Raw genomic sequence first — 23,902 nt, 5'->3', positions numbered from 1 at the left:
GGACGATTCACCCGCTGGATGCGGACAGGAAGGTGGCGAAAGTTGTTGGAGGGGCCTGTGTCAACCCGGAAGAGGTGCGATGCGTCCTCGATCGGGTGGATTTGTCGTCAGGACGCGTCCACGGGGGCCCGGTCGGCGTCCGGGGCGGCGGCCGCCGCGCGCTTGATGGCGGCGTCGCGCTTGCGCACGTACCAGATGCCGAGGATGCCGAGGCCGCCGCCGGCCAGGCAGGTCCACACCCACCAGGTGCGGTCGTGGTCGGCGAACCAGCCGTAGAAGGGGAGCTGGGCCAGGAAGAGCACGAACCAGATGATGGTGCCGCCGGTGATCGTGCCGACGACGGGGCCCTCAAGAGGCTCCGGGGCCTCGCGCAGTTCGGACTTCTTCCACATGGGGCCAGCTTACGGGCAGCCGCTGACAGTGCCGGTCCCGGCAGGGCGGTGCGCGTCGGACGCTCCCGGTCAGGCAGCGGAAGGCCGGCGGCCCGTTTCCCACCGGGGTCTACGCGCGGAGATAGCGATCATCGACTTGTTTATTCATACTGAACCTATCCGGATCTGATTGGTTTGATTCGTTGAATCCTCCAATCTGATCCGGTTTGTTCGTGTTCTGGGCCCGATCCGGGGCCCCCACGCCTCCCCCAGGCCCGTACGACTGAGGTCCGCGCATGTCCCCCTCGGCCACCACGCCGGTCGACGCCGTCGAGAGTCCAGGCCCGCAGCAGCCCAAGAACGGTTTCGACCGGTTCTTCAAGATTTCCGAGCGGGGGTCGACGGTCTCCCGGGAGCTGCGCGGCGGCCTCGCCACCTTCTTCGCCATGGCGTACATCGTCGTGCTGAACCCGATCATCCTCGGCGCCGGCCAGGACAAGTTCGGGCACCACCTGGACAACGGTCAGCTGGTCACCGCCACCGCTCTGATGGCGGGCCTGTCCACGCTCCTGATGGGCGTCATCGGCAACGTGCCGATCGCCGTCGCCGCCGGACTCGGCATCAACGCCGTCGTCTCCCTCCAGCTCGCCCCCAAGATGAGCTGGCCGGACGCGATGGGCATGGTCGTGCTCGCCGGTCTGGTGCTGATGATCCTGGTCGCCTCCGGCCTGCGGCAGCGCGTCATGGACGCCATCCCGAACGGGCTGCGGCGCGCCATCGCGATCGGCATCGGCCTGTTCATCTCGCTGGTCGGCCTGGTCGACGCGGGCTTCGTCAGCCGCAACCCGGACGCCGCGCACACCACCGTCCCGCTCGCGCTGGGCCAGGGCGGCCAGCTCCAGGGCTGGCCGGTGCTGGTCTTCGTGGTCGGCCTGGCGCTGATGTTCCTGCTGACCGTGCGCAAGACCAAGGGCGCGATCCTGATCGGCATGGTCGTGATGGCGGTCGTCGCGATCGTGATCAACTCCGTCGCGCGGATCCCGGACGCGAGCTGGGGCCTGGCCGTGCCGAACGTGCCGGACAGCATCGTCGGCGCGCCGGACTTCGGCCTGGTGGGCCAGATCAGCCTGTTCGGCGGGTTCAAGGAGGTCGGCCTGCTGACCGGCTGCCTCTTCGTCTTCACCGTGCTGCTCTCGGGCTTCTTCGACGCGATGGGCACCATCATCGGCGTCGGCGAGGAGGCCGGGCTGACCGACAAGGACGGCAACCTGCCGGGCATGGGCCGCATCCTGATGGTGGACGGCATCGCGGTCGCGGCCGGCGGTGTCGGCTCCGCCTCCGCCAACACCTGCTTCGTGGAGTCCACGGCGGGCGTGGGCGAGGGGGCCCGTACGGGGCTGGCGAACGTGGTGACCGGCGGGCTCTTCCTGCTGGCGCTGGTCTTCACGCCGCTGGCGACGGTCGTCCCGTCGCAGGCCGCGACGCCCGCGCTGCTGGTCGTCGGCTTCCTGATCATGTCGGCGAATGTCCGGGACATCGACTGGAGCGACTTCACGATCGCGATCCCGGCGTTCCTGACGATCATTTCGATGCCGTTCACGTACAGCATCACCAACGGCATCGGCATGGGCGTGCTGGCCTTCATCCTGCTGCGGTCGGCGACCGGCCGCTTCAAGGAGATCCCCTGGCTGCTGAACGCCGTGGGGCTGTGCTTCCTGGTCTACTTCCTGCTCAACCCGATCGAGCAGGCGCTGGGCGTCAGGTAGCGCGCGGCGGCCCGCCGGGCGGCGGTCGTCACAGCGGCGGTGCCGCGTAGAACCGTTCCGTCCGGTCGACCGACATCTTGAAACGTTCGTCGAAGTCCTCGCGGATGAGCGTCCGGGTCACATAGTCCTGGACGCTCATTCCGCGTTTTGCGGCGTGCTGCCGAAGGCGCTCCAGCAGTTCCCCGTCCATGCGCAGGCTGAGCACTCCCGATCCCATACCGACACGGTCCTCTCGTTCCCTGGTCAGGTGCGTCACTTTCCGCTGCGTCCTCACCCGGAAGGGTGATGCGGGCGGACGCGCGTCCACCGGCTTTCATTAGAAAGGGTAATGAGTTATGCTAACGAACATGCCGGAACTGTCCCTGGGCGACGATGCTGCCGCCGTGAACGCACTGCGGTCCGCCGTGATGCGTCTGTCCCGCCGACTCAAACACCAGCGAGTCGACGAGTCGCTCAGCCCGACCGAGATGTCGGTGCTCGGCACCCTCGCCAGGTGCGGCCACGCCACCCCCGGCGAACTGGCCCGAAAGGAACACGTCCAGCCGCCGTCGATGACCCGCATCGTGGCGATGCTGGAGGCCAAGGGCCTGGTCCGGCTCGAAGCACACCCCGACGACCGCCGGCAGAAGGTCGTCACCCAGACCGAACAGGCCGAGGCGATGCTCGAAGAGAGCCGCCGCAAGCGCAACGCGTGGCTGGCCGAGCTGGCCTCCGGGCTGGACGAGGACGAGTGGGCCGCACTGCGGACCGCCGCACCCGTACTGGAGAAGCTCGCCCAGCTGTAGAACCGAAGAAGCCGAGGAGGCGAACCCGCTTTGAGTACGGGATCCGGAGCAGACTCCGCCCCCGCACCGATACCCGACGACACCACCGCCACCGACGCCGCGACCGCGCCCCCCAAAGGCTCCACGGGCACCGCCACCGCACCGCGCGGGGGCATGTTCCGTTCGCTGCGCGTCCGCAACTACCGCCTGTTCGCCACCGGACAGGTCGTCTCCAACACCGGCACCTGGATGCAGCGCATCGCCCAGGACTGGCTGGTCGTCAGCATCACCGGCTCCTCCGCCGCGGTCGGCATCACCACCGCCCTCCAGTTCCTGCCCATGCTGCTCTTCGGGCTGTACGGGGGCGTCATCGCCGACCGGGTCTCCAAGCGCAAGCTGCTGCTGGTCACCCAGGCGTCGATGGGCCTGACCGGCCTGGCGCTGGCCGTACTGACCCTCAGCGGGCACGTCGCGGTCTGGCACGTCTACCTGATGGCCTTCGTACTCGGCCTGATCACCGTCGTCGACAACCCGGCACGGCAGGCGTTCGTCGTCGAGATGGTCGGCCCCGACGACCTGCGCAACGCCGTCAGCCTGAACTCCGCCAACTTCCAGTCGGCCCGGCTGGTGGGCCCCGCGGTGGCCGGCGCCCTGATCACCTCCCTCGGCAGCGGCTGGGCCTTCCTCCTGAACGGCCTGTCCTTCGTCGCGCCGCTCGCCGGACTGCTGCTGATGCGCACCGGCGAGCTGCACAAGGTCGACCGCGCGCCGCGCGGCAAGGGCCAGCTCCGGGAAGGCGTGCGCTACGTCGCGGGCCACCCCGAGCTGATCTGGCCGATCGTCCTGATCGGCTTCATCGGCACCTTCGGCTTCAACTTCCCGATCTGGCTGACCGCCTTCGCCGACAAGGTCTTCCACGGCGGCGCCGGCATGTACGCCTGGTTCAACGGGCTGATGGCGGCCGGTTCGCTGGCGGGCGCCCTGCTCGCGGCCCGGCGCGGCACCTCGCGGCTGCGGCTGCTGGTGGGCGCGGCGCTGGTCTTCGGCGTGCTGGAGATGACCGCGGCGCTCTCCCCGGCCGTCTGGATCTTCGGGACGCTGCTGGTCGTCATCGGCGTCGTCGGCCTGACGATCAACGTTACGGCCAACTCCAGCGTGCAGATGGCGACCGACCCGCTGATGCGCGGGCGGGTGATGAGCCTGTTCATGATGGTCTTCATGGGCGGTACGCCGCTGGGCGCGCCCCTGGTCGGCTGGGTCACCGACGCGTACGGCGCTCGGCTCGGCTTCCTGGCGGGCGGCGCGGTCTCCGCCCTGGCGGCGGTCGGCGTCGGCCTGATGCTGACCCGCGCGGGCGGCCTGCGGGTGCGGATAGACCTGCGGCGCGGCCATCAGCACGTACGGTTCGTGCCCCGCGAGCGGGAGGGGGAGCCGGAGCGGCTGGCGGCGGCGGCCTGAGGCGCGCCCCGGCGCCCGTGGGGTGCGCGACACTGACCGCATGAGACTCTTCGCCGCGGTACTGCCGCCCGAGGACGCCGTCAGCGAACTCGACGCCCGGGTGCGCCGGTTGCGGGCGCTGCCGGGCGCGGACCGGCTGCGCTGGACCGGGCGGGCCGGCTGGCACTTCACGCTCGCCTTCTACGGCGAGGTGCCCGACGCGGCCCTCCCTGACCTGCGGGAACGGCTCGCGCGGGCCGCCCGGCGGCACGAGCCGTTCCCGCTGCGCCTCAAGGGCGGCGGGCACTTCGCCGACCGGGTGGTGTGGGCCGGGGCGGAGGGCGGCCTGCCCGGCATGCGCAAGCTGGCGGACTCGGCAGCGGCGGCGGCCCGCCGGGCCGGGGTGGAGATGTCCGGGCACCGTGCGTACACCCCGCACCTGACCGTCGCCCGCAACCGCGCGGACTCCCTGGACCCCGCCCCGTTCGTGGCGGGCCTGGCGGATTTCGCGGGCACCGGGTGGACCGTGCGGGAGCTGGCGCTCGTCCGCAGCCGGCTGCCGGTGGCGGGAGTGGCGGGCGAACAGCCCCGGTACGAGACGGTGGCGGCCTGGCCGCTGGGTTGCCGAGCGGTCCGGTTACGCTCGAAGGGTGGATCCCAAAACCCGTAACCGGATCATGTCCGGCCTGTTCGCCGTGCTCCTCGTCGTCGTGATCGTGGCGGCCGCCCTGCGCTGAGACGTGCCGGACGGCCCCGACGACTGAGCGGACTCACCTCACCAGGCGAACGCCTCCGGCGTGGGGCCAGGGCCCGGGAAGATCTCGTCGAGCGACTCCAGCAGCCCGGCCGGCAGCTCCAGCTCGACGGCGCGCAGCGCGGATTCGAGCTGCCCTGTGGTGCGCGGCCCGACGATCGGCCCCGTCACACCGGGCCGGGTGAGCAGCCAGGCCAGCGCGACCTCGCCGGGCTGCAGCCCGTGCTTGTCGAGCAGGTCCTCGTACGACTGGATCTGCGCCCGGATCGAGGAGTTCGCCAGCGCGTCGGCCGAGCGGCCCCCGTTCGTACGGGACGCGCCGCCCTCGCGCTCCTTGCGGAGGGCGCCGCCGAGCAGCCCGCCGTGCAGCGGCGACCACGGGATGACGCCGAGCCCGTAGGACTCCGCCGCCGGGATCACCTCCATCTCGGCGCGCCGCTCGGCGAGGTTGTACAGGCACTGCTCGCTGACCAGGCCGTACGAGGAGCGCCGCGCGGCGGCTTCGTTGGCCTGGGCGATGTGCCAGCCGGCGTGGTTGGAGGACCCGGCGTAAAGGATCTTGCCCTGCTGCACCAGGACGTCGATGGCCTGCCAGATCTCGTCCCACGGCGTGTGCCGGTCCACGTGGTGGAACTGGTACAGGTCGATGTAGTCGGTGTTCAGCCGCTTGAGGCTGGCGTCCACCGCCCGCCGGATGTTCAGCGCGGAGAGGCGTTCGTGGTTGGGCCAGGCCCGCCCGGTGTCGCCGCCCATGTTGCCGTACACCTTGGTGGCGAGCACGGTCTTGTCGCGGCGGCCGCCGCCCTGGGCGAACCAGGAGCCGACGATCTCCTCCGTGCGGCCCTTGTTCTCGCCCCAGCCGTAGACGTTGGCGGTGTCGAAGAAGTTGACGCCCGCGGCGAGCGCGGCGTCCATGATGGCGTGACTGTCGGCCTCGTCGGTCTGGGGGCCGAAATTCATGGTGCCGAGGACCAGTCGGCTGACCTTGAGTCCGGTGCGTCCGAGCTGCGTGTACTCCATGGCGCCTTAGCCAACGCCTTGGAGTGCGCTCGAATCAAGCGGTACGACGTGTCCGGCCGCCCCTCGTGCGGAACGCGTGGCCCGGCTCCGTCAGCCGGCCGACGGCTCGTACGGCGCGCCCACGTCCCACGCCTGGTACATGGCGTCCGCGAAGGCCGCCGCGAGCAGGTGCTCGCCGGACGGGGCGGGATGCGTCCCGTCGTACGTGTCCCGGTCCAGGTCGTAGCCGGCCGGAGGGGAGGCCAGCAGCAACGGCGAGGCCGGGGTGGAAAGGTCCGCGACCGCCTTGGCCAGCAGCTCGTTGAAGCGCTCGCACTCGGCGGCGAAGGGCGCGTCGGACAGGGCGCGGGTGTTCGGGATGACGGGCAGCAGCACGGCGCGTATCCGCGCGTTGGCCGCCCGCGCCCCGGCGACGAACGCGCGGACGTTCTCCGCCGTCTGTGCCGCGTCCGTATAGAAGCCGAGGTCTATCAGGCCGAGCGAGACCAGCAGGGTGTCGGCCTTGCCCGCCCGTACGGCACCGCCGATCAGCGGGGCCATGTGGCACCAGCCCTCGCCCCACCCGGCGAGGTGCCGCCGCGCCCGCTCGGGGAAGTCGGGAGCGCGGTAGGCGTGGGAGACCGCGGCGCCGGCGGACACGTCGTACAGCTCGGTGCGCGGCCCGACGATGCGGTACGGGCCGCCGAAGGTCCGGTTCAGGTGCTGCCACATGCGGTAGCGCCAGGTGAAGTCGCCCGCGCTGCCGATCGTCATCGAATCGCCGACGAACATCACGCGCATACGGACTCCCGGTGGTGCGGACCGGGGGCGCCGGAGGGCGCTGTCGGTGCGGTCATGCGGAGATCATAGGGAGCGCGGCGGCGGGGGCGGCAGCGCGGGGCCCGCTTCCGCCGGGAGGCTCGGGCCCTCGGGGAGGGCCCGAGGGCTGCTCAGAAACGCTCGCGCTTCCAGGTGGTGCGGCATTCGGTCTCGTCGTTCACGCGCACCGGATTCCCGCTCCCCTTGTCTTCCAGGCACCCCCCTTCCGGGATGGCGAGGATCTCGTCGGCGGAGGTGAACACCCATCGCTGGGGCCGCTCCGCCGGGTCGGCGCACGTCTGGAGGGTGACGTAGCCCTCTTCCTCCCGGCCCAGGCACAGGTCGGACTCGTCGTGCACGATCCGCTGGAAGCCGCCCTTGACCCGGAGCACCTGCCAGGACTGCGCGGGGCTCTGGTGGCACGGCCGCCACGTCATCACCACGGTGCCCACCTGGGGGGAGCGTGTCCCGTCGAGGCAGTTCCCGAGGCTGCTGCGGATCTCGTACCGGTCCGGCCGCTGGTACGCCGTGCCCGTAGCGGCCGAGTCCGTACCGGCCGAGGCCGCGGGGTGCCCGGCGCACAGCAGCGCCGCCACGGCGAGGGCGGCGACCGCCGCCTTACGCCCGCGTGGCATGCGGACCACCTCCTCGTACGCGGTCGAACGCCCAGGTGCTGCCGCGGTTCGCCATGCCGACGACCCGCCCGGCATCGCGGTCGTCCAGCAGGTATTCGCCGTGCTGGCGGGACCGGAGCTGGTGCGGGTTGGTCTCGTGGCCGGCGGGGAGGTGCTTGAAGTCCTGCGCGCCGCGCCGGACGGCGGGGGTGTCCTCACCGCAGGGCCGCAGGGTGAATTCGGACGCGCCCACCGTGCCGCCGGAGCGGGTGACGCACAGCATCGGCCACACTGCCGAGACGATGACGTCGTGGCCGCCGATGCCGCCGGGGGCGCGCATCCACAGCTGGGTGCCCTCCCGGTGACAGCGACGGGTGACGACCACGTGCTCTGCTTGTTCCTCGGGTGACACGTCCAGGCAGCGACCCGTTTCGGCGGCTCTGATCGCGTACATGGGCGAGGGAGGCGGGTCCTGCCCGGCTGCGGCGGCAGTCGGAAGGCCCGTGAGTACGGCGGTGAGCAGTCCTCCCACTACTCCGCTGACAGTTCTCCAGGTGCCGGGCATATGGCCGGCTCCGTACAATTCATCGTCGCTCCAGGCGATCGGAATGAGAAAAAGAAAAAGGAGAGGCGGGCCCGCTGCCCGGGGTGCGCACTAACCGGGCAGCGAGCGACGACGCAACAAGGTAAACAAATATCCGAGGCTAGACGATCTTCTTGAAGTCCCATCGGTTTGCGGAGCCGGCCACGCCTGAAATGGGGACGTTGTGGCCGTTGTCCTTCAGGTATTCACCGTGCCGCCGGTTGCGAATCTGCCCGACGTTGGGGTCGCCCTGGGGAAGGTGCCTGAAGTCCTGGGCGCCCTTCCGGTTCTCCTGGGTGTCCTCGTCGCACTTCTGGAGGGTGTACACGCCCGAGCCGACGCTTCCGCTGGTGCGGGTGACGCACAGAGAGGGGGTGTCGTAGAGGTAGTACTGCTCGTGGCCCACGGCGCCGCCCTGCCCCCGGCCCCACAGCTGGGCCGAGGACTCGTGGCACGGCGACCAGGTGACGACGGCGACGCCCTCCTTGGGGTCGGGCGTCGCGTCGAGGCACCTGCCGTTGTCGGACTTGATCTCCCACTTGGCCGCCGGCGCCGAGGGCGGCGGGTCGTCGTCGGCGTGCGCCGTCGTCGCCGCGGTGCCGAAGAACACGGCTGTGACAGCCGTAAGGGCCAGCGTGGCCTGCCATGTGCGCTTCATTCTTTTGTCTCCATCGGTAAAGTCAGCACAAATAATTCACGGGTGTAATATTGCGCACGGGGTGCCGCTCCGGCGTGCTGCCGCATCTCGCGCGGGAGGGGTATCCGGGTATCGGCTCCCCTCCAGGAGCGTGCATGCCCAGGCATTTCCCGGGTTATTCGACGGTGCGCCGAATTAATTATTTCGAAAGAATACGCACCCGTTCGGTCCGACCTGGCGGTGTGTCCGGACAAAAAATCGTGAAATGTGGTCCCGCGGTACGACTTTCATACGCCGCGAAGTATGCGCGGAGCCGCGGCCTGGGGCCCGCCGTGCCGAAGTGGCAAGCTGACCCCATGCGTTCGCTACTGTGCGCGGCCGGTGCCGCGGGGGTTCTCCTGTTCGCGGCGGCCGGGCCGGTGGTGGCCGACGACGGTCCGGACACCGACGGGTTCACGATCGGGGACGCGCGGATCACCGAGTCCAGCGGCCTGGCGGCCAGCCGGGCGCACCCCGGCGTGTACTGGACCCACAACGACAGCGACGACGGCCCGTACGTCTACGCCGTCGACGGGCGTACCGGCCGCACCGTCGCGACGGTCACCCTGCGCGGCATCGGCGATCCGCGCGACGTGGAGGCGGTCTCGGTCGGCCCGGACGGCAACGTCTACGTCGGCGACATCGGCGACAACTACGGCGGCAGCTGGAAGAACGTGTGGATCTACCGCTTCCCCGAGCCCCGGCGGTTGCGCGACCAGACCGTCACCGCGACCCAGTTCACCGTCACGTACGACGAGGGGCCGCGGGACGCGGAGGCGCTGATGGTGCACCCCAAGACCGGGCGCGTGTACATCGCCAGCAAGAAGAAGAGCGGCGGGGCCGCCCTGTACGAAGGGCCCGAGCGGCTGGCGGCGCGCGGCCCGAACGTCTTCCGCCGGGTCGCCGCCATCGACCAGTGGGTGACCGACGGGGCGTTCTCCCCGGACGGTACGCGGCTGGTGCTGCGCGGGTACTTCGGTGCGCAGATGTACCGGTGGGAGAGTGGCCGGCCCAAGGCCGCCGGGAGCGTGGGCGTGCCGTTCCAGATGCAGGGGGAGTCGGTCAGCTTCACCCCCGACGGGCGGACGCTGCTGTTCGGGTCCGAGGGCAAGGGCAGTCAGGTGCAGCCGGTGGGGCTGAGCGGCGACCAGTTGCCGGAGTCGGCGGCGGAGGGGGCCGACGGGAAGGGCGGCGGCGAGGGCAAGGGCGACGGCGCGGGAGCGAGCGAGGACGGGCAGGCGGGCGGCGACGGCAAGAACCGCAACGTGCTGCTGGCGGCGGCGACGTTCGGGGCGGCCACGGTGCTGGTGTTGCTGCTGCGACGGGTCTTCCGCCGCCGGTGAAGCCCCGGCGGTCGCCTCAGGCGCCGTGCGCCTCGATGTAGGCCGCGAAGCCGTCGAGCAGGCGGCCCAGCCCCAGTTCGAACACGGCGTCACCTTCGTCGCAGTCGTCGTCGAACGCGAACGTGTCCTCGGAGAGCTGGGCGAGGTGCGGGTAGCGGCCGCTCTCCATCGCCTGGACGAGGAAGGGGCCCTGGATCTTCCACCACTCCTCGTCGGTGATGCCGGTGCGCTTCTCGGCCATGGCGGAGTTCAGCCGGGTGCGTGCCGCGCCCGCGACATAGCCTTCCACGATCGTCAGCAGCCGGATCTTCTCCGGGTCGGGCAGGGAGACGCCGGACAGCCCGCGGACGGTGTGTTCCAGCACGTTCACCGAGTTGGGGCCCAGGAGCGGGCGCGTCTGGTCGACCTGGAGCAGCCAGGGGTGCCGGTGGTGGAGCTGCCAGGCGCGGCGCGCGACGTTCTCCAGGACGGCCCGCCAGCCGGCCTCGGGCCCGGGGAACCCGTCGGCGCCGAACGCGGCGATCTTGTCGAGCATCAGGTCCAGCAGCTCGCCCTTGCCCGGGACGTAGCGGTAGAGCGACATCGTGCCGACGCCCAGCTCGGTGGCGACCCGGCGCATCGACACCGCGCCGATCCCCTCGGCGTCCGCGACCGCCACCGCGGCGGTGACGATCCGGTCGAGGGTCAGGCCGGGCTTGGGGCCGCGGGTGGGGCGCTCGCCGGTGCCCCAGAGCAGCTCCATGCTGCGTGCCGCGTCGCCGCTGCCACTGTGTTCTGTCGTCATGGTGCCGTCAGTCTATGCCGCCGCCCCAAAACTGGGTACGCCGTACGCGGCCATCGGGTACGGTGGGCCGTATTACTGGGTACGGCGTACCCGATTCCGGGGTGCGCGGAGAACGGGGAGGACGGGGAAGCGCATGCACACATCCGACGTGGCGGTGCTCGTGGAGGGGCTGACCAAGCGGTACGGCGACAAACGCGCACTCGACGGCTTCGACCTCGCCGTACGGCGCGGCACCGTCCAAGGCCTGCTCGGCCCCAACGGCGCGGGCAAGACCACCGCCGTACGCATCCTGGCGACACTGCTGCGGCTGGACGGCGGCCGGGCGACGGTGGCCGGGCACGATGTGGCGCGCGACCCGCACGCCGTCCGCGCGCGGATCGGCCTCGCCGGGCAGTACGCGGCCGTCGACGAAATTCTGACCGGCCGCCAGAACCTGGAGATGTTCGGACGGCTCTTCCACCTCGGCGGGCGCCGTGCGCGGGCCCGCGCACAGGAGCTGCTGGACCGCTTCGGGCTGGCCGACGCGGGGGACAAGCAGGTCAGGGCGTACAGCGGCGGTATGCGGCGGCGCCTGGACCTGGCGTCGAGCGTGCTGCTCGCACCCGAGGTGCTCTTCCTGGACGAGCCGACCACCGGACTCGACCCCCGCAGCCGCAACGAGGTCTGGGAGGCCGTGCGGAACCTCGTCGCGGGCGGTACGACCGTCCTGCTGACCACGCAGTACCTCGACGAGGCCGACCGGCTCGCCGACCGGATCGCCGTCATCGACCACGGCCGCACCATCGCGGACGACACCCCGGACGGGCTCAAACAGGGCATCGGCGGCGACCGCGTCCAGGTGGTGCTGCGTGAGGCCGCCGAACTGCCGCGCGCCGCGCGGATCGTGGCGCGGGTGGCGGCGGACGGCGCCGAGCCGGACACGGACGAGGCGGAGCGCCGGGTCGGTGCGCCGGTCACGGACGGCGTGGCGGCGCTGACCGAGGTGGCGCGGGCGCTGCAGGACGCGGGCGTCGGCGTGGCCGACATCGGGCTGCGGCGGCCGACGCTGGACGAGGTCTTCCTGCGGCTGACGTACGGGACGGGGGCGGCGGCGTGAGCGCGCACACCCCCTCGGCCGGGAACCACCCGGGGCGGCGCTTGTACTGGGCCCTGGCCGACTGCCGGACCATCGTCCGCCGCGACCTCACCCACCTCGTCAAGCAGCCCGCCAACGTCGCCTGGCAGCTGGGTTTCCCGGTCGTCTCCGTCCTCCTCTTCGTCTATGTCTTCGGCAGCGCGATGGACGTCGGCGGCGAGGGCGACTACCGCGACTACGCCATGCCCGGGATCTTCGCCATGACGATGGCCTTCGGCTTCATGAACACCGCGATGCTGGTCGCGGTCGACAAGGACCGCGGGGTGACCGACCGCTTCCGCTCGATGCCGATGGCCCGGTCGGCGGTGGTCGGCGGCCGGGGCGTCTCGGACGTGCTGAGCGCGGCGCTCGACCTCGCCGTACTGGCGCTGATCGCCGTCGTCGTCGGCTGGCGCTCCGACGGCGGCCCGCTCGCCACCCTGGCCGCCTTCGGCCTGCTCCTGCTCCTGCGCTTCGCCCTGATCTGGGCCGGGGTGCTGCTGGGCCTGCTGGTGCCCAACCAGGAGGCCGCGGGCGGGCTGTTCGCGGTGGCCTTCCCGTTCGGCATGGTCTCCAGCGTCTTCACGCCGCCGTCGATGATGCCGGACTGGCTGGGCGCGGTCGCGATGTGGAACCCGGTCTCCTCGACGGCGAACGCCGTACGCGAACTGTTCGGGCAGCCGGGCGCGAGCGGCGGCAGCTGGATCGAGGAACACGCCCTGCTGATGGCGGTGGTCTGGCCGCTCGCGCTGACCGCGGTCTTCCTGCCGCTGGCGGTACGCCGTTTCCAGCGCCTCAGCCGCTGAACGCGCCGGGCCCCGGCGGGACCTGCCCGCCGGGGCCCGGGCGCGTCACGGGCGCGCTGCTACAGCTTGCCGATGACGTAGTCGACGCAGGCGGTCAGCGCCTCCACGTCGGCCGGGTCGATCGCCGGGAACATCGCCACGCGCAGCTGGTTGCGGCCCAGCTTGCGGTACGGCTCGGTGTCGACGATGCCGTTGGCGCGCAGCGCCTTGGCGACGGCGGCCGCGTCGATCTCCTCGTCGAAGTCGATGGTGCCGATGACCTGGGAGCGCTTGGCCGGGTCGGTGACGAACGGCGTCGCGTACGCGGCGTTCTCGGCCCAGCCGTACAGCGCCTTCGAGGAGGCCGCGGTGCGGCTCACGGCCCAGTCCAGGCCGCCCTGCCCGTTGATCCACTCCAGCTGCTCGTTGAGCAGGAAGAGGGTGGCCAGGGCCGGGGTGTTGTACGTCTGGTTCTTCAGCGAGTTGTCGATCGCGGTCGGCAGCGAGAAGAACTCCGGGATGTGCCGCCCCGAGGCGTGGACGCTGCGGGCGCGCTCCAGGGCCGCGGGGGAGAAGACGCCGATCCACAGGCCGCCGTCGGAGGCGAAGGACTTCTGCGGCGCGAAGTAGTAGACGTCGGTCTGCGTGATGTCCACCGGCAGGCCGCCCGCGCCGGAGGTCGCGTCGACCAGCACCAGGGAGCCGGCGTCGGCGCCCGCCACGCGCTCGATGGGCGCGGCGACACCGGTGGAGGTCTCGTTGTGCGTGAAGGCGTAGACGTCCACGCCCTCCTCGGCCTTCGGGTCGGGGTGACTGCCCGGATCGGCGGAGACGAGCGTCGGCTCCGCCAGCCACGGAGCCAGCTTGGCGGCCTTGGCGAACTTCGAGGAGAACTCGCCGAAGGTCAGGTGCTGCGACTTGTGCTCGATCAGGCCGTGGGTCGCGATGTCCCAGAAGGCGGTGGAGCCGCCGTTGCCGAGGACGACCTCGTAGCCCTCGGGCAGCTGGAAGAGCGTGCGTACGCCGTCGCGGACCTCGCCGACCAGGTTCTTGACCGGTGCTTGGCGGTGGGACGTACCGAGCAGAGAACTTCCGGTGGCGGCGAGGGCGTCGAGCGCCTCCGTACGCACCTTGGAGGGGCCCGCGCCGAAGCGACCGTCGGCGGGCTTGATGTCAGCGGGGATCTGGATATCAGCCACGGGCGAAGCGTAATCCGTCACGGGGCCGGGTCCGGACCTCGGTCCACCGGATGAGACGGATCGGACACCGCCGCCCGGGGCGCGTCCGCGTACAGGGCGGTGACCGACGCGGCGGCCCGCGCCAGCTCCGCCCGCGCCTCCGGCGGTGCCAGCACCTCCACCGACACCCCGAACTGCAACAGCTGCCGGGCGGCCCGCAACTCCCGGAATTCCAGCTCGACCGCCACCCACTCACCGCCGCCGTCGTCCTCCGGCGGCCGGGTCAGCGCGGGCCCGACGATGCGGGCGAAGAGGTCCAGCCGTGAGCGCAACACCCGCGCCGTCACCCGCACCCCCGCCGGCCGGTCCTCCACCTGCCGCCGCAACGCCTGCCACGCGTCGGCGAGCTCGACCCCTTCCCGCCGCCGCACCGGCGTGTCGAGCACGTCCGCCGCGGCCACCCGGTCGGCCCGGAACAGCTGCGGGCGCTGCCGGCGGTCCGCGACGAGATACCAGGTCCCGGCCTTGGAGACGAGCCCGTACGGGTCCACGGTGTACGTACGCGGCCGGTCGGCGCCGCTGTGCCGGTACCGGATGCGCAACCGCCGGTCGGCGAAGACCGCGGTGTGCAGGGCGTCCAGATCGACGGGCGGGCGCGGCCCCGACAGCCAGCGGTCGGGATCGACGAGGATCCGGCGGCTGGTCAGCTCCGCCGCCGGCCGGTGCGGCGCGGGCAGCGCGGCCATCACCTTGCGCAGCGCGGACCCGAACGCGTCGTCGAGCCCCAGCGCCCGGTGCGTCCCCTCGGCGGCCAGCACGAACAGCGCCCGCGCCTCGTCGGTGGTCAGCCCCGTCACATCCGTACGAAACCCCGGCAACAACGCGATCCCCCCATGCCGCCCCCGCTCCGCGTACACCGGCACCCCGGCAGCGGACAGCGACTCGACATCGCGGTAAATCGTCCGCACCGAAACCTCCAGCCGCCCGGCCAACTCGGCAGCGGACACCCGGGCGCGCGTCTGGAGGAGCAGGAGGATGGAGAGGAGGCGGTCGGATTTCACAGGGGTCTCCTGGAGCCTCGCGGAAAACCTGACGGAAAGTGTCAAGTTATCGCGTCAGAGTCCGCGGCATGGACATCACACAAAGGGCTTCCACCGCTTCCGTTTCCGCCGCTTCCGTCTCCGCCTCCTCTTCCGTCGCCGAGTTGGCCGGCCGGGTCGGTGGTGTCGTTCTTGTGCCGGGGGACGAGGGGTACGACGCCGAGCGGTCCGGGTTCCAGGACGGGTTCCGTCACCGGCCCTCGGTGATCGTCGGGGCCGTCTCGGCGGGGGACGTCGTGGAGGCGGTGCGGTACGCCCGCGTTCGCAGGCTGCCGGTGGTCGTGCAGTCGACCGGGCACGGGCTGGCGGCCGCCACCGACGGTGGGTTGCTGGTCAGTACGCGCCGGATGGACGAGGTGCGGATCGACGCCGGTGCGGGTACCGCGTGGGCCGGTGCGGGCGCGCTCTGGGCCGATGTGATCGAGGAGGCCGCGCCCTATGGGCTGGCGCCGGTGAACGGGTCGTCGCCGGGGGTGGGGGTCGTGGGCTACACGCTCGGCGGCGGGCTGGGCATTCTCGGGCGGGAGTTCGGGTATGCGTCGGATCGTGTCCGGGCGGTGGAACTGGTCACTGCTGACGGGGAGTTGCGGCGGGTTTCCGAGGCGCATGACCCGGAGCTGTTCCGGGCGCTGCTCGGGGGCGGGCACGGGCTGGGTGTGGTGACCGGCCTGGAGTTCGGGTTGGTGCCGGTCGGGCGGGTGTACGGCGGGCAGTTGGTGTTCGGTGCCGAGTTGCTGGACGAGGTGCTGGCGGCGTACCTGGCGTGGACCGAGGAGGTGCCCGACGCGCTGACCTCGTCGGTGGGGCTGATCGCGTACCCGGACGTGGCCGGCATGCCGCCGCACCTGCGCGGCCGCTACCTCGCGCAGATCAGGATCGCGTTCACGGGGGCGGCTCAGGAAGGCGAGCGGCTGGTCGCGCCGTTGCGCGCGGTCGGGCCGCGGGTGGCCGACACGCTGCGGGAGATGCCGTACACCGAGTCGCACACCATTCACCAGGACCCGGAAACGCCGCATGCCTACGACGGTGACAGCGTCATGCTGGGCGGCCTGGACGCGGCCGCGCTGCGCGCGGTGGCCGCGCTGACCGGGCCCGACGCCCCGGTGATGTGCGTGGTGCAGCTCAACCACCTCGGCGGCGCGCTCACCGAGGGCGCCGGCTCCGTCGGTCACCGGGACGCGCGCTATCTGCTGCGCCTGCTCTCGCCGCTGGACGGTACGGATGCCGGGACCGTACGGGCCCTGCACGAGGAAGTACGCGCGGTGCTGGCGCCGTGGGCGGTGGGCCGCAGCGTCAACTTCCTGTTCGGCGATCACGGTGACAAGGCGGCCGACGCGTACGAGGAGGCGGTGTACCAGCGGCTGGGCGACGTCAAGGAAGCGTGGGACCCGGAGAACGTGTTCCGGGCGTAGGGCGGGGGTCCGGAGGCCCGTGGAGCGGGCAGGCTGGGTGCATGGCTGATCGTATGGAGACACGCGAGACGCGCGAGCTGGCCGGGGAGTTGGCGCAGGCGGTGCGCGGCGAGGTGTCGGCCGCCGCCGGGGACCGGGCGCTGATGACCATGGACGCGTCCAACTACCGCCGGGTCCCGCGGGCGGTGGTCGCGCCACGGGACGCCGAGGACGTCGCCGCCGTCCTGCGGGTCTGCCGCGAGCGCGGCGTGCCGGTGGTGCCGCGGGGCGGCGGTACGAGCATCGCGGGGCAGGCCACCGGCGTGGGCGTGGTCATGGACTTCACCCGGCACCTGCGGCGGATCGTGTCGCTGGACGCCGAGGCGCGTACGGCCGTGGTGCAGCCGGGCGTGGTACTGGACGACCTGCGGGCGGCGGCCGGCGCGCACGGCCTGACCTTCGGCCCCGACCCGTCCACGCACAGCCGCTGCACCCTCGGCGGCATGATCGGCAACAACTCCTGCGGCTCGCACTCGGTGGCGTGGGGTACCACCGCCGACAGCGTGCGCGAGCTGGACGTGCTGACGTACGGGGGTGAGCGGCTGCGGGCCGGGCGGGGCACGGCGGCGCTGGACGCGCTCCCGCAGCGGCTGCGGGACGGCGTACGGGCGCTGGTGGACGGCGACTTGGCGCTGCTGCGGACCGGGTACCCCGAACTCCCGCGGCGGATCTCCGGCTACGCGCTGGACGCCCTGCTCCCCGAGAAGGGCACCGACCTGGCGCGTGCCCTCACCGGAAGCGAGGGCACGCTCGGCGTGCTGACCGAGGCCACCGTCGCGCTGGTCGCGGCGCCCGCGGCCCGGGTGCTGGCGGTGCTCGGGTACGCGGACGAGAGCGCGGCGGCCGAGGCGGCCCACACGCTGCTGCCGTACTCGCCGCTGACCGTCGAGGGCATGGCCGCCGACCTGGTGGGCAGCGCGGCGGACCTGCCCAAGGGCGGGGCCTGGTTGTTCGTCGAGATGGGCGGCGACGATCCGGGAGAGGCGCTGGCGCACGCCGGGAAACTGTGCCGGGGCGCCGGTGCGGCGACGACCGACCACGTCGTCGTCACCGACCCGGCGCGGCAGCGCGCCCTGTGGCGGGTGCGGGAGGACGCGTCGGGCACCGCCACCCGGATGCCCGACGGTTCCGAGGCGTGGCCCGGCTGGGAGGACTGCGCGGTGCCGCCCGCGCGGCTCGGCGCCTACCTGCGCGACTTCCGTGCCCTGCTGGCCCAGCACGGCCTGCGCGGCACGCCCTACGGGCACTTCGGCGACGGCTGCATCCACGTCCGCATCGACTTCGACCTGCTGGGCGCGGAGGGCGTCCGCAGGTTCCGGGAGTTCTCCTGCGACCTGGGCGACCTGGTCGTCGCGCACGGCGGGTCGCTCTCCGGCGAGCACGGCGACGGGCAGGCGCGCGCCGAGCTGCTGCCCAAGATGTACGGCACCGAGCTGGTCGGCCTCTTCGAACGCTTCAAGGACCTGTGGGACCCGGCGGGCGGCCTGAACCCCGGCATGCTCGTACGCCCCGGCCGGATGGACGAGAACCTGCGCTTCGCGCCGCTGCCGAAACGCCCGGTGGACGTGGAGTTCGGCTACCCGCACGACAGCGGCGACTTCTCGGCGGCCGTACGCCGCTGCGTAGGCGTCGCCAAGTGCCGCACCACCGCGCCCAGCCCCTCGGCCGTCATGTGCCCGTCCTACCGCGCCACCGGCGAGGAGCGGCACTCCACGCGCGGCCGCGCCCGGCTGCTGCACGAGATGCTGGCGGGCGAGGTGGTCACCGGCGGCTGGCGGTCGGAGGAGGTGCGGGACGCGCTGGACCTGTGCCTGTCCTGCAAGGGCTGCCGCAGCGACTGCCCGGTGGGCGTGGACATGGCCACGTACAAGGCCGAGTTCCTGCACCACCACTACGCGGGCAGGCTGCGGCCCGCCGCGCACTACTCGATGGGCCGGCTGCCGCGCTGGCTGCGCGCGGCGGCCCCGGTCGCGCCGCTGCTCAACGCCCTGGCGCGGACGCCGCTGGCCGGGGCGGGCAAGCGGCTCGGCGGCATCGCGCCGCAGCGGGCGATCCCGGAACTGGCGGCCGAGCCGTTCGTACGGTGGTGGGCGAAGCGGGCCGGGCCCTCCGGGACAGCACGCGGCCCGGCGGTCCTGTTGTGGCCCGACACCTTCACCAACTACCTCGCACCCGAGGTGGGCCGGGCCGCCGTACAGGTGCTGGAGACCGCCGGGCTCTCCGTACGGCTGCCACCGGCGCGTCGCCGCCAAGGGGCCCTGTGCTGCGGCCTGACCTGGGTCTCGACCGGCCAGCTCGACCAGGCGCGCACGGTCATGCGCCGTACGGTGGACGCGCTCGAACCGCTCCTCGCGGACGGCACGCCGCTGGCCGTCCTCGAACCGAGCTGCGCGGCGGCCCTGCGCACCGACCTGCCCGAGCTGCTGTCCGACGACCCGCGCGCCGCGCGGCTGGCCGCGTCCGTGCGCACCTTCGCGCAGGTGCTGGAGGAGCGGGCGCCCGGCTGGGAACCGCCGCGCCTCGACCGTCCGGCCGTCGGCCAGACCCACTGCCACCAGCAAGCCGTCCTCGGCGATGCCGCCGAACGGCGCCTGCGTGCGCGGGCCGGGCTGGCGGGCGCGCTCAGCGGCGGCTGCTGCGGCCTGGCCGGCAACTTCGGCTTCGAGCGCGGTCACTACGACGTGTCCGTGGCGTGCGCGGAAGAACAGCTCCTGCCGTCCGTGCGGGAAGCGGCGCCGGGCGCGGAAGTTCTCGCGGACGGCTTCTCCTGCCGCACCCAGATCGGCCAGCTGACAGACCGGCGCGCCCGCCACCTGGCCGAGGTGCTGGCGGCGGCGCTGCCGCCGCGGGGATGAAGATGCGGAGCGCCATGTTCCGGCCCGGGCCCGCACGGCATCCCACCTGATGAAAATCACATTTCACGGCCCGGGAGGCGGGCCGTAGCGTGTGCGTGTGAACGAGTCGCGCCACGAGTCCAGCAGCCTGCCGCCCCTCCCCACGGTCCCGGAGCCGGTGCCGGTCGCCAAACCGGTGATCCCCGCCTCCGAGGAGGTCCGTGCCGCGGGGGCAGGCGCGGCGGCCGGCGGGCGTCTGACGTCCGTGGCGCTGGTCATCGGCGGCATCATCTCGCTCCAGTTCGGCGCCTCGGTGGCGGTGCTGCTCTTTCCGCGGGCCGGCGCGCTCGGTGTGGTCACGCTCCGCCTGGTCGTCGCCGCGCTCGTCCTGATGATCGCCTGCCGGCCCAGGGTGCGCGGCTACGGCCGGGGCGACTGGGCCACGATCGTCGCTTTCGGCGTCGCCCTGGTCGGCATGAACTCGCTGTTCTACGAGGCGATCGACCGTATTCCGCTGGGCGCCGCCGTCACCCTGGAGTTCATGGGCCCGCTGATCCTGTCGGTGGTCACCTCGCGGCGGGCGCTGAGCCTGCTGTGGGCGGCGCTCGCGCTGGGCGGCGTGGCCCTGCTCGGGCGCGAGGGCTTCGACGGGCTGGACCCGCTCGGCGCCGGGCTCGCGCTGACGGCGGGCGCGCTGTGGGCCGCGTACATCCTGCTCTCGTCCCGTACGGGACAGCGCTTCCCGCAGGCGGACGGGCTGGCCCTGGCGATGTCGGTGGCGGCGCTGCTGAGCCTCCCGCTGGGCATCACCAGCGCGGGCACGGCCCTGCTGGACCCGGTCACGATCGGGCTGGGCGCCGCCGTCGCGCTGCTGTCCTCGGTCACGCCGTACACCCTCGAACTGCTCGCCCTGCGCAAGCTCCCGGCCTCCGGCTTCGCCGTGATGATGAGCCTGGAGCCGGCCGCGGCGGCGACCGCGGGCTTCCTGGTCCTGCACCAGGCGCTCGGCTGGGCCGAGGTGGCGGCGATCGGGCTGGTGGTCCTGGCGAGCGTCGGCGCCGTACGGAGCGCGGGGCGGGCCGGAACGGGATGAACCGGGGCCCGCACGCGCGAGAGCCCCTCACCGGTGCGCGGTGCGGGGTTCTCGGCCCGGAGTGCCACGGCTGTTACGGGTCCGTGGGCTCCGGGGAGCGGAGGGTGATGGCTCCGGCGGGGCAGAGGCCGGCGGCCATCCGGGCGGCGGCCCGGTGCTGGGGGTCCGGTGCGGGGGCCAGGAGCACCACCAGACCTTCGTCGTCGTCCTGGTCGAAGATTCCGGGGGCCGTCAGGGCGCACATGCCGGCGCCGACGCAGCGGTCACGGTCGACACCGAGCCGTAGTGGCTCTTGCGGATCGCTCATGGACTACTCCTTGACCCAGGTGACGGGCAGGCTGACCACGCCGTAGATGTTGGCGCGTTCGCGCAGCGGCACCTCCTGCGGCGGCACCGCGAGGCGCAGGGTGGGGAAGCGGGCGAAGAGCGCCGGGAACGCGACGGCCATCTCGACGCGGGCGAGCTGCTGGCCCAGGCACTGGTGGGCGCCGTGGCCGAAGGCCAGGTGTCCGGTGGCCTTGCGGTGGATGTCGAGCCGGTCGGGGTCGGGGAACTTGTGCGGGTCGCGGTCGGCGGCCTGGACGGACACGGTCACCGTCTCACCGGCCTTGATCAACTGGCCCTCGACCTCGACGTCTTCGAGTGCGGAGCGCAGGATGGGGTCGGCCACGCTGAGGTAGCGCAGCAGCTCCTCGACGGTCTGCTCCGCGAGGTCCGGGTCGGCGCGCAGGGCGGCCAGCTGGCCGGGGTTGCTCAACAGGGCGAAGGTGCCGAGGCCGAGCATGTTCGCGGTGGTGTCGAGTCCGGCGGCCAGGAGCACCCCGCCGACGCCGATCAGCTCTTCCTCCGTGAGGTCGGAGCTGGTCAGGTCGCTGAGCAGGTCGTCGGTGGGTTCGGCGCGCTTGGCGGCCACGAGTTCGCCCAGGAACCGGCCGAGGGCGGTGAACGCCTCGCCCTTCGCCTCCGCTTCCGCGCTCTGGTCGAAGAGGGTCGCCACATGCCCCTGGAACCGGTCCCGGTCGGCGTACGGCACGCCGAGCAGTTCGCAGATCATGAGCGCGGGCACCGGCCGCGCGAACGCCTCCACCAGGTCGACGGTGGGTCCGGCCTGCTCCATGGCGTCCAGGCACTCATGCGTGAACTGCTCCACGCGTTCGGAGAGCCGGCGCATCCTGCGGACGGTGAAGTTGCCGGTGAGCAGCCGCCGGAAGCGGGTGTGCTCGGGGGCGTCGAGGCCGAGGAAGTCACCGACCGGTGCCGGTGGCATCTCCGTCACTCCCTCCAGGCCCGGCATCGGCACGGGCAGGTGCAGGAATTCGTAGCGTGAGCTGAAACGCGGGTCGGACAGGACGGCGCGGGCCGCGGCGTGTCCGGTGGCCAGCCAGCCCAGGTGCCCGTCGGCGTAGCGCATGCGGCGTATCGGCTGGTCGCTCAGCGCGGTGAGTTCGGCGGGCGGGTCGAAGGGGCAGCCGGTGTGCCGGTCGGTGGGCAGGGTGGGCGGTTCCTCGGTGGCGGTGTCGTCGGTGGTGGTGCCGGGGGCCGTCGGGTCGTACGACATGGGTTCCTCCTGCGGTCGACGAGCTGGGTGTGGGTGGTGGGAAGCGGTGAAGTGGCGCGAGCGGGGCGGTGGTTACCGCTTGGCGCCGCTCTTGAAGGTGCGGCGTGCCCACAGGTAGCCGACCAGGGTGAGCGCCGCGCACCAGGCGAGGGCGATGGGCGCGCTGGAGCCGATCCCGGTGCCGAGCCACAGGCCGCGCAGGGTCTCGATGATCGGCGTGAAGGGCTGGTACTCGGCGAACCAGCGCAGGCCGGCGGGCATGGACTCGGTCGGCACGATGGCGCTGCCGAGGAACGGCAGGAAGGTCAGCGGCATCGGGATGTTGCTGGCGGTCTCGACGTTCTTGGCGACCAGGCCGATACCCGCGGAGATCCAGGTCAGGGCCAGGGTGAGCAGGGCGAGCAGGGCGATGACGGCGATCCACTCGACGGGCGTCGCGGTGGGGCGGAAACCCATCAGCAGGGCGGCGCCGGTGACCAGCGTGATACTGGCCATCGTCTGGATCACGCTGCCGACGACATGGCCGGTCAGAAACGAGGCGGGGGAGATCGGCATCGTGCGGAAGCGGTTGACGATGCCCTCGGTCTTGTCGCTGCACACGCTGATCGCGGTGGTCAGGGCGCCGGACGTGGCGGCCATCAGGATGATGCCGGGCGCGAGGTAGTCGATGTAGTCGCCGCTGCCCGTGGGCATGCCGCTGATGCCGGTGCCCAGGGCGCTGCCGAAGACGTAGTTGAACAGCAGCAGCATGGCGATGGGCATGATGACGACGGTGAGCGTCAGGGACGGGTAGCGCAGGGCCTTCTTCAGGTTGCGCCGCAGCATCGTCCTGGAGTCCCTGGCGGCGTAGGACATGGTGGCCATCAGACGTTCTCCTTGGACGAGGCGGCGGTGCCGGCGGGGCGGGGCTGACCGGTGAGGGTCAGGAAGACGTCGTCGAGGTCGGGGGTGTGCACGGTGAGCGACTCGGCCTGGAGGCCGGTGGTCTCCAGCGTGTCGAGGACGGCCCGCAGGTTGGGGACGGAGCCGTCGCTGGGGACCTGGAGGGTGAGGGATTCCTCGTCGGGCGTGGCGATGCCGAAGACGTCCGCCGCGGTGTGCAGGCCCCGCGCGTCGGCGAACCGCACCCGGATGTGACCGCCGGGGATGCGCTGCTTCAGCTCGTCGGCGGTGCCCTCGGCGATCAGCGTGCCGTGGTCCAGCACGGCGATCCGGTCGGCGAGCTGGTCGGCCTCTTCGAGGTACTGGGTGGTCAGGAAGATGGTCACGCCGTCGTCGGCGACGAGGCCGCGGATGATCTCCCACATGGTGCGCCGGCTGCGCGGGTCGAGTCCCGTGGTGGGCTCGTCGAGGAAGATGATGCGCGGATCGCCGACCAGGGTCATCGCCAGGTCCAGCTTGCGCCGCATGCCGCCGGAGAAGGTGACGGCGGTCTTCCCCGCCACCTCGGACAGGTCGAAGCGGCGCAGCAGGTCCTTGGCCCGCCGCTTGCCCTCGCGCCGGTCGAGGTGGTGCAGGTCCGCCATGAGGAGGAGGTTCTCCTCGGCGGTCAGCAGGTTGTCGACGGCCGAGAACTGTCCTGTGACGCCGATCGTGGCGCGCACCGCGTCGGCGGCCCTGGTCAGGTGGCGGCCCGCGACCCACGCCTCGCCCGCGTCGGCGTCGATGAGCGTGGACAGGATCTCCACCGTGGTGGTCTTGCCGGCACCGTTGGGCCCGAGCAGCGCGAAGATGGTGCCTTCGGCGATGTCCAGGTCGATGCCGTCGAGCACGAGCTTGTCGCCGTAGGACTTGCGCAGTCCGGTGGCGGTGATAGCCGACGCCTTCGCGTGCGCGGTGACCGGCGCGGATATCCGGGTGGCAGTCATGCCGTTTTCCC

Annotated in this window: 24 protein-coding genes; 10 read left to right on the top strand and 14 right to left on the bottom strand. The window is 72.1% G+C overall.

The window, feature by feature from the left end:
- Nucleotides 1–107: 107 nt before the first annotated feature.
- A complete protein-coding gene (locus ACH4K4_RS33610) occupies nt 108–392 on the bottom strand; it encodes a DUF2530 domain-containing protein (protein ID WP_398172729.1) in 285 nt (94 codons plus the stop codon).
- 275 nt (nt 393–667) lie between these two features.
- On the opposite strand from ACH4K4_RS33610, the gene ACH4K4_RS33605 reads away from it, so the two are divergent.
- A complete protein-coding gene (locus ACH4K4_RS33605; protein ID WP_398172727.1) occupies nt 668–2,137 on the top strand; it encodes an NCS2 family permease in 1,470 nt (489 codons plus the stop codon).
- A gap of 28 nt (nt 2,138–2,165) precedes the next feature.
- Here the strand turns inward: ACH4K4_RS33605 and ACH4K4_RS33600 are convergent, their stop codons facing one another.
- Nucleotides 2,166–2,354, bottom strand: coding sequence for a ribbon-helix-helix protein, CopG family (locus ACH4K4_RS33600; RefSeq protein ID WP_073759267.1), 189 nt, complete (start codon nt 2,352–2,354; stop codon nt 2,166–2,168).
- Nucleotides 2,355–2,484: 130 nt separating this feature from the next.
- Between ACH4K4_RS33600 and ACH4K4_RS33595 the strand changes: the two genes are divergently transcribed.
- The 3 genes from ACH4K4_RS33595 to thpR are packed head-to-tail and all read left to right on the top strand — an operon-like array spanning nt 2,485 to nt 5,008.
- The gene (locus tag ACH4K4_RS33595; protein ID WP_053696432.1) at nt 2,485–2,922 is read left to right on the top strand and encodes a MarR family winged helix-turn-helix transcriptional regulator; all 438 of its coding nucleotides are present in this window, start codon (nt 2,485–2,487) and stop codon (nt 2,920–2,922) included.
- A gap of 30 nt (nt 2,923–2,952) precedes the next feature.
- Nucleotides 2,953–4,359 (top strand): MFS transporter, encoded by a 1,407-nt coding sequence (locus tag ACH4K4_RS33590; protein ID WP_398172725.1) that lies wholly within the window; start codon nt 2,953–2,955, stop codon nt 4,357–4,359.
- A gap of 40 nt (nt 4,360–4,399) precedes the next feature.
- Entirely contained in the window at nt 4,400–5,008 is a 609-nt protein-coding gene (gene thpR, locus ACH4K4_RS33585; RefSeq protein ID WP_398172723.1) for an RNA 2',3'-cyclic phosphodiesterase, read from the top strand.
- A 105-nt stretch (nt 5,009–5,113) separates the two neighbouring features.
- Here thpR and ACH4K4_RS33580 read toward each other — a convergent pair whose 3' ends face one another.
- The 5 genes from ACH4K4_RS33580 to ACH4K4_RS33560 all read right to left on the bottom strand — a co-directional run bounded on the left by ACH4K4_RS33580 (nt 5,114) and on the right by ACH4K4_RS33560 (nt 8,765).
- Entirely contained in the window at nt 5,114–6,112 is a 999-nt protein-coding gene (locus ACH4K4_RS33580) for an aldo/keto reductase (RefSeq protein ID WP_398172721.1), read from the bottom strand.
- 90 nt (nt 6,113–6,202) lie between these two features.
- Nucleotides 6,203–6,892, bottom strand: a complete 690-nt coding sequence (locus tag ACH4K4_RS33575) for a GDSL-type esterase/lipase family protein (RefSeq protein ID WP_398172719.1) — start codon at nt 6,890–6,892, stop codon at nt 6,203–6,205.
- Between the two features lie 149 nt (nt 6,893–7,041).
- A complete protein-coding gene (locus tag ACH4K4_RS33570) occupies nt 7,042–7,545 on the bottom strand; it encodes an RICIN domain-containing protein (RefSeq protein WP_398172717.1) in 504 nt (167 codons plus the stop codon).
- A complete protein-coding gene (locus ACH4K4_RS33565; protein ID WP_398172715.1) occupies nt 7,529–7,978 on the bottom strand; it encodes an RICIN domain-containing protein in 450 nt (149 codons plus the stop codon). The genes ACH4K4_RS33570 and ACH4K4_RS33565 overlap by 17 nt, the downstream gene beginning before the upstream one ends.
- Before the next feature lie 250 nt (nt 7,979–8,228).
- Nucleotides 8,229–8,765 (bottom strand): hypothetical protein, encoded by a 537-nt coding sequence (locus ACH4K4_RS33560; protein WP_398172713.1) that lies wholly within the window; start codon nt 8,763–8,765, stop codon nt 8,229–8,231.
- A gap of 335 nt (nt 8,766–9,100) precedes the next feature.
- On the opposite strand from ACH4K4_RS33560, the gene ACH4K4_RS33555 reads away from it, so the two are divergent.
- Nucleotides 9,101–10,126, top strand: coding sequence for a hypothetical protein (locus tag ACH4K4_RS33555; RefSeq protein ID WP_398172711.1), 1,026 nt, complete (start codon nt 9,101–9,103; stop codon nt 10,124–10,126).
- 16 nt (nt 10,127–10,142) lie between these two features.
- Here ACH4K4_RS33555 and ACH4K4_RS33550 read toward each other — a convergent pair whose 3' ends face one another.
- On the bottom strand, nt 10,143–10,910 hold the full coding sequence (locus tag ACH4K4_RS33550; protein ID WP_398172709.1) for a TetR/AcrR family transcriptional regulator: 768 nt from the start codon (nt 10,908–10,910) through the stop codon (nt 10,143–10,145).
- Nucleotides 10,911–11,043: 133 nt separating this feature from the next.
- Here ACH4K4_RS33550 and ACH4K4_RS33545 point away from each other — a divergent pair, with 133 nt between their 5' ends.
- Nucleotides 11,044–12,006: an ATP-binding cassette domain-containing protein gene (locus ACH4K4_RS33545; RefSeq protein WP_398172707.1), complete on the top strand. Its 963-nt coding sequence runs from the start codon at nt 11,044–11,046 to the stop codon at nt 12,004–12,006.
- Nucleotides 12,003–12,830, top strand: coding sequence for an ABC transporter permease (locus ACH4K4_RS33540; RefSeq protein WP_398172705.1), 828 nt, complete (start codon nt 12,003–12,005; stop codon nt 12,828–12,830). Before ACH4K4_RS33545 ends, ACH4K4_RS33540 begins: the two co-directional genes overlap by 4 nt.
- Nucleotides 12,831–12,889: 59 nt before the next feature.
- Here ACH4K4_RS33540 and serC read toward each other — a convergent pair whose 3' ends face one another.
- Both serC and ACH4K4_RS33530 read right to left on the bottom strand, forming a co-directional pair.
- Nucleotides 12,890–14,008 (bottom strand): phosphoserine transaminase, encoded by a 1,119-nt coding sequence (gene serC, locus ACH4K4_RS33535; protein ID WP_398172703.1) that lies wholly within the window; start codon nt 14,006–14,008, stop codon nt 12,890–12,892.
- Between the two features lie 17 nt (nt 14,009–14,025).
- Complete coding sequence (locus ACH4K4_RS33530; protein ID WP_398172701.1) at nt 14,026–15,048, bottom strand: helix-turn-helix transcriptional regulator; 1,023 nt, start codon at nt 15,046–15,048, stop codon at nt 14,026–14,028.
- Nucleotides 15,049–15,116: 68 nt separating this feature from the next.
- Here ACH4K4_RS33530 and ACH4K4_RS33525 point away from each other — a divergent pair, with 68 nt between their 5' ends.
- The 3 genes from ACH4K4_RS33525 to ACH4K4_RS33515 all read left to right on the top strand — a co-directional run bounded on the left by ACH4K4_RS33525 (nt 15,117) and on the right by ACH4K4_RS33515 (nt 20,465).
- Nucleotides 15,117–16,499 (top strand): FAD-binding oxidoreductase, encoded by a 1,383-nt coding sequence (locus ACH4K4_RS33525; RefSeq protein ID WP_398172699.1) that lies wholly within the window; start codon nt 15,117–15,119, stop codon nt 16,497–16,499.
- 41 nt (nt 16,500–16,540) lie between these two features.
- On the top strand, nt 16,541–19,393 hold the full coding sequence (locus tag ACH4K4_RS33520; RefSeq protein ID WP_398172697.1) for an FAD-binding and (Fe-S)-binding domain-containing protein: 2,853 nt from the start codon (nt 16,541–16,543) through the stop codon (nt 19,391–19,393).
- 97 nt (nt 19,394–19,490) lie between these two features.
- Nucleotides 19,491–20,465 (top strand): EamA family transporter, encoded by a 975-nt coding sequence (locus ACH4K4_RS33515; RefSeq protein ID WP_398172695.1) that lies wholly within the window; start codon nt 19,491–19,493, stop codon nt 20,463–20,465.
- Nucleotides 20,466–20,538: 73 nt separating this feature from the next.
- Here ACH4K4_RS33515 and ACH4K4_RS33510 read toward each other — a convergent pair whose 3' ends face one another.
- From ACH4K4_RS33510 to ACH4K4_RS33495, 4 genes are all read right to left on the bottom strand, one after another.
- A complete protein-coding gene (locus ACH4K4_RS33510) occupies nt 20,539–20,772 on the bottom strand; it encodes a ferredoxin (protein ID WP_398172693.1) in 234 nt (77 codons plus the stop codon).
- Nucleotides 20,773–20,775: 3 nt separating this feature from the next.
- Nucleotides 20,776–22,023 (bottom strand): cytochrome P450, encoded by a 1,248-nt coding sequence (locus ACH4K4_RS33505; RefSeq protein ID WP_398172691.1) that lies wholly within the window; start codon nt 22,021–22,023, stop codon nt 20,776–20,778.
- 72 nt (nt 22,024–22,095) lie between these two features.
- Complete coding sequence (locus ACH4K4_RS33500; protein WP_398172689.1) at nt 22,096–22,887, bottom strand: ABC transporter permease; 792 nt, start codon at nt 22,885–22,887, stop codon at nt 22,096–22,098.
- Complete coding sequence (locus tag ACH4K4_RS33495; protein WP_398172687.1) at nt 22,887–23,891, bottom strand: ATP-binding cassette domain-containing protein; 1,005 nt, start codon at nt 23,889–23,891, stop codon at nt 22,887–22,889. Before ACH4K4_RS33495 ends, ACH4K4_RS33500 begins: the two co-directional genes overlap by 1 nt.
- Between the last annotated feature and the right edge of the window lie 11 nt (nt 23,892–23,902).

The organism is Streptomyces sp. NPDC017529 (assembly GCF_044329785.1).
Classification (GTDB): domain Bacteria; phylum Actinomycetota; class Actinomycetes; order Streptomycetales; family Streptomycetaceae; genus Streptomyces.
Note: the sequence above shows the minus strand (reverse complement) of the source record. Positions and strands in the feature narration are given on the sequence as shown.